The sequence below is a fragment of the Intrasporangium sp. genome, from assembly GCF_035280925.1.
In the GTDB taxonomy this organism is placed as follows: domain Bacteria; phylum Actinomycetota; class Actinomycetes; order Actinomycetales; family Dermatophilaceae; genus Intrasporangium.
Window position 1 is genome coordinate 1 of the sequence record NZ_DATEEY010000225.1, and the last position, 4,713, is coordinate 4,713.

Annotated in this window: 5 protein-coding genes; 1 reads left to right on the forward strand and 4 read right to left on the reverse strand. The window is 68.3% G+C overall.

Annotated elements, in window-relative coordinates:
• Nucleotides 1-22: 22 nt before the first annotated feature.
• On the reverse strand, nucleotides 23-1,153 hold the full coding sequence (ald, locus tag VJN29_RS20135) for an alanine dehydrogenase (protein ID WP_324145427.1): 1,131 nt from the start codon (nucleotides 1,151-1,153) through the stop codon (nucleotides 23-25).
• A gap of 195 nt (nucleotides 1,154-1,348) precedes the next feature.
• Here ald and VJN29_RS20140 point away from each other — a divergent pair, with 195 nt between their 5' ends.
• Entirely contained in the window at nucleotides 1,349-1,699 is a 351-nt protein-coding gene (locus tag VJN29_RS20140; protein WP_324145428.1) for a hypothetical protein, read from the forward strand.
• 146 nt (nucleotides 1,700-1,845) lie between these two features.
• On the opposite strand, the gene VJN29_RS20145 is transcribed toward VJN29_RS20140, so the two are convergent.
• The 3 genes from VJN29_RS20145 to VJN29_RS20155 all read right to left on the reverse strand — a co-directional run.
• Nucleotides 1,846-3,300: an amino acid permease gene (locus VJN29_RS20145; RefSeq protein ID WP_324145429.1), complete on the reverse strand. Its 1,455-nt coding sequence runs from the start codon at nucleotides 3,298-3,300 to the stop codon at nucleotides 1,846-1,848.
• 81 nt (nucleotides 3,301-3,381) lie between these two features.
• A complete protein-coding gene (locus tag VJN29_RS20150; RefSeq protein WP_324145430.1) occupies nucleotides 3,382-3,768 on the reverse strand; it encodes a hypothetical protein in 387 nt (128 codons plus the stop codon).
• A gap of 73 nt (nucleotides 3,769-3,841) precedes the next feature.
• Nucleotides 3,842-4,713, reverse strand: an 872-nt coding sequence (locus VJN29_RS20155; protein WP_324145431.1) for an arginine deiminase family protein, incomplete at its 5' end; no start/stop codon positions are given.

The following is a 4,713-nucleotide window of genomic DNA, read 5'->3' on the forward strand; positions in this document are numbered from 1 at the left end:
CCCAGACATGCCCCAGGGTTCCCTAGGGCTCCTTGCTGCCCCGCAGGCCCGTCGGCAGCACGTCTGCCGGGTCCTTGAACGGCAGGTCGTGCGCCTGGGCCACCGGTCGGGAGACCAGCTGGCCGCCGAGGGTGGTCAGCCCCTTGCCCAGTACCGGGTCGGCCGCAGCGGCCCCGGCCACTCCTTTCGCTGCGACCTGGACCAGGTAGGGGAAGGTGGCGCTGGTTAGCGCGAGGGTCGACGTCCGCGCGACTGCGCCGGGAATGTTGACCACGCAGTAGTGGATCACACCCTCCTCGACATAGGTGGGTTCGGAGTGCGTGGTCGGGCGGCTGGTCTCGAAGCAGCCACCTTGGTCGATCGCGATGTCAACGACGACGCTGCCCGGGCGCATGCTCGCGATCATCTCCCGGGTCACCACCTTCGGTGCCTTCGCCCCGGCGACCAGCACGGCGCCGATCACCACGTCGGAGTCCGCGACGTAGGCCGCAGTGCGGGCCCGGTTGGGCACGACAAGATCGAGCCGCCCGCCGAAAACGTCCGATAGGTAGGACAGGCGCGTGGGGTTGGTGTCGAGCACGCGGACAATCGCCCGCAGCCCTAGGGCCATCTTGGCCGCCTCCGTGCCCGAGACGCCACCGCCGATAATGGTGACCTTCGCGGCCGGCGTGCCCGGTACGCCGCCCAGCAGCAGGCCCGCCCCCCCGGCGGAGCTCTCCAAATGGTGGGCGGCGGCCTGGACGGACATCCGCCCGGCGACCTCGCTCATCGGGGTGAGCAGCGGCAGACGCCCGTCCGCGGTCTGCACCGTCTCATACGCTATCGAGTCGATGCGCCGCTCGAGGAGGAACTCGGTAAGCCGGCGGTCGGCGGCCAGATGCAGGTAGGTGAACAGCTGCTGCCCCGGCCGGAACCGCTCATACTCCTCTGGGATCGGCTCCTTGACCTTGACGATTAGATCCGCCGCGGCAAACACCGCCTCCGGTGTGTCCACCACCTCAGCACCGGCTGCCTCGTACTCGGCGTCCGAGAACCCACAGCCGGCCCCAGCGCCCGCCTGCACCACCACGCGGTGGCCATAATGGCTGAGCTCGGCAACGCCGTCGGGCAGCACCGAGACACGATTCTCCTTGTCCTTGATCTCCTTGGGCACACCAACGACCAATGCGGCCATGCTTGCCTCCTCCTGGCCGACGGGACATCGTCGGTCACTGCGAACCTTCCGACTCTCAAGGACCTGTGCTAGGTCTCCGGACGCGACCAACTGTTTGCTGTTGCCACAGCAGGATCCCGACGCGTTGCGCGACCTCCTGCTCGACCATGTCACCAGCCATCCTTGGCATCAGCGATGCCCATGCACCCTCAGCGCATCGAGCAAGGAGTCGCCAAGCGCTCCACGATGACGCCCGTCCCACCGGCCAGCCTGAACCCAGCTGGGAGCCTTGACAACCAGGAACTCAACGGCCCGCAGATGACCTCCGGCTCGACCCGCGAGTTCATGGCACTGTGCGCCATCCACCAGCACTTCGGCCGGCCCGGCACCCCACCGACCAGGCCTGGACCTAGGTCGTTGTTCGGCCACGTCAAGGTCGAATGGCCCCACCTGACCACCATCCGCGACCCGGCCGTGCTGCCCGCCGAGCTCGCGATCGTGCGGGAGCGCGACAACGGGGTGCGGCTGTACGCCGGGATCGGCTAGGTCACCCCAACGACGAGCACGAGGGCCGTGGCCCGGCCATCCGCAAGGCCCGCGAGGCTGGACTGGAGCAGGCCCGCTCACCTCGATAGTGGAACGTCAGGGCTGCGGTGAGACGTCCTTCCCCCGCCTCCTCCCAGGCCAAGTGTTCAGCGCCGCTCGGTGGGTGCGGCCGTCGGCACCTCCCCGAGAACGATGCGCCGCAGGCGCGAGTGGCGGTAGCTGTAGAACACATAGATCAGCAGGCCGGCCGCCAGCCAGCCGAAGAAGCGGATCCAGGAGGTGAGCGGCAGCCGCGCCATCAGGTAGATGCACAGGCCGATGCCGATGAGGGGGAAGACCGGCGAGAACGGCACCCTGAACGGCCGCGGCATGTCGGGCCGCGTGCGGCGCAGGATGATCACGCCGGCGTTGACCAGAACGAAGGCGAACAGCGTGCCGATGTTGACCAGCTTGACGATCTCGCTCAAGGGGACGAGGGCCGCCAGCACCGCGATGCCGATCCCGAACAGGATGGTGAGCCGGACCGGCGTGCCGGTCCGCGGGTTCACCTCGGCCAGCCACTCCGGCACCAGCCCGTCGCGGGCCATGGCGAACATGATCCGCGTCTGGCCGTAGAAGATGGTGATCATGACGCTGGTGATCGCGACCAGGGCGCCGAAGGCCATCACGCTTGCCGCCCAGTTGGCGCCGGCGCCGGTCTTGAGCGCCTCGGCGAGTGGCGCGTCGCTCTCGCCGAGCTGGCTGGCCGGCAGCACCCCGACCGCCATCACCGAGACCAGGATGTACACGATGGTGGCGATCGCCAGCGACCCGGTGATGGCCAGCGGGAGGTCGCGGCTCGGCTTCTTCGCCTCCTCGCTGCCGGTGGAGACCGCGTCGAAGCCGATGAAGGCGAAGAAGATCACCGCGGCTGCGCTGACGATCCCGTCAAAGCCGTGGGGCGCGAAGGGCTTAAGGTTACCGCTCTTGAACACGGTGGCGGCGACGATGATGAACAGCAGGAGCACGGCGAGCTTGACGAACACCATGATGGTGTTCGTCCGCGTGGTCTCGCGTACGCCCCGCATGAGCAGGGCGGTGACGATCACGACGATCAGGACGGCGGGGAGGTTCAACGTCCCCCCGGTCTCCGGGGAGGTGGACAGCGCCGTCGGGATGGTGACCCCGAAGGTGGTGTCCAGGAAGCTGTTGAGGTTGCCGCCCCAGCCGACCGCGACCGCCGCGACCGAGATGCCGTACTCCAGGATGAGGTCCCAGCCGATGATCCAGGCGATGACCTCCCCCATGGTCGCGTAGCTGTAGGTGTACGCGCTTCCAGAAACCGGGATCGACGAGGCCAGCTCGGCGTAGGACAGTGCCGAGAACACGCAGGTGAGCGCGGCCAGCAGGAAGGAGACGATGAGCCCCGGCCCGGCGAGGCTCGCCCCTTCGCCGATAACGACGAAGATCCCGGTGCCGATGATCGCCCCGACCCCCAGCGCGGTGAGGTCGAGCGCGCCGACCGTCCGTTTGAGGGTGTGGTGCTCCTCGCCCGATTCGACGATGAGGACCTCGGTGCTCCTCGTGATGAACGGGCCAACATGGCGGGCCGTAGCAGCCATTCCAGCCTCCGCGTGTCTGGCGGACGGGTCGGTAACCGGCTCGACGGTAGGCGACGATAGGTACTCGAAGGGAGCGGCCCGTCAGCGGCCGGCTGGCCTCAGGGCAGCCTGCGCTCGCTCGAGATCCTCCACCACCCCGATCACGACGCGGCTGTTGGTGGCCAGATAGACCAGGTCGGCGCTCACGCCGGCGTCGGCGATCTGCCCGAGCAACTGCCCGAGCGCGCCTGGCCGGTCCTCGATCGGCGCCACGATGACGTCTCGCTCGCCGCGCACGACGAAACCGGCTTGTTCGGCGGCGCGGCGCGCGCCCGCAGCATCATCGACTAGGAGGTGCACGATTTCCTCGGGCCCGAACTCCTTGCCGGCGCACCCTGCGATGCTGATGCCGGCCTTGCCAAGGGTCGTGGCGAGCTGGGCGAGCATGTCGGCCCGGTACGGCAGGATGAACATCAAGTCCTTCGGCATCGTCCCGGCCTCCCTCGTGCCGCTATATCCTATATTCTCTCGGCTGGTCCTAACATGGGTGCAGGGATCTTTGCTAGAAGTCCACGCCGTCGCGGATGAGTGGACAGGTCATGCAGTGGCCACCCCCCCGACCCCGGCCAAGCTCGGCCCCGACGATCGTGATGACCTCGATCCCCGCCTTGCGCAGCAGAGCGTTGGTCAGGGTATTGCGGTCGTAGGTGAAGACCACGCCGGGCTCGACGGCGACGGCGTTGTTGCCGCTGTCCCACTGCTGGCGCTCGGACGCGTACACGTCGCCGCCGGTCTCGACGACCTGCAGCTTGGGCAGGCCGAGCGCCTCGGCGACCACCTCGACGAACTTCCTTGCGCCCTCGTCGGTGACCTCGACCCCGGGCGCACTGTCGCTCGGCCGCAGGGAGAAGGCGTGAACGCCGTCGACGATGTTCGCATACAGCGTGGCGACGTCCCGGTCGGCGAAGGTGAACACGGTGTCCAGATGCATGGCGGCCCGGAGCTTGGGCATGCCAGCGACGACCACACGCTCGGCGGCGCCCTGCTCGAACAGGGCCGCCGCGACCTGGGTGATGGCCTGGCGGGAGGTGCGCTCGCTCATGCCCATCAGCACGACGCCGTTGCCGACGGGCATGATGTCGCCGCCCTCGAAGGTGGCCAGTCCCCAGTCCCGCTCGGGGTCGCCCCACCACACGGTGGCGCCGACGAAGTCGGGATGGAACTGGTAGATCGCCTTCATCAGCAGCGTCTCGTCGTGCCGGGCTGGCCAGTACAGCGGGTTCAGGGTCATGCCTCCGTAGAGCCAGCAGGTCGTGTCGCGGGTGTACAGGGTATTGGGCAGCGGCGGCATGAGGTACTCGCGGACGCCGGTCGACTCGCGAGCGAGGGCGAGGTACCCGGAGCGGAAGTCGTCGGGAAGGTCAGAGGTGGCGA

Coding starts and splice junctions, on each gene's coding strand:
- VJN29_RS20140 (WP_324145428.1), top strand. CDS start 1,349: ATGCCCATGCACCCTCAGCGCATCGAGCAAGGAGTCGCCAAGCGCTCC.
- VJN29_RS20145 (WP_324145429.1), bottom strand. CDS start 3,300: ATGGCTGCTACGGCCCGCCATGTTGGCCCGTTCATCACGAGGAGCACC.
- VJN29_RS20150 (WP_324145430.1), bottom strand. CDS start 3,768: ATGCCGAAGGACTTGATGTTCATCCTGCCGTACCGGGCCGACATGCTC.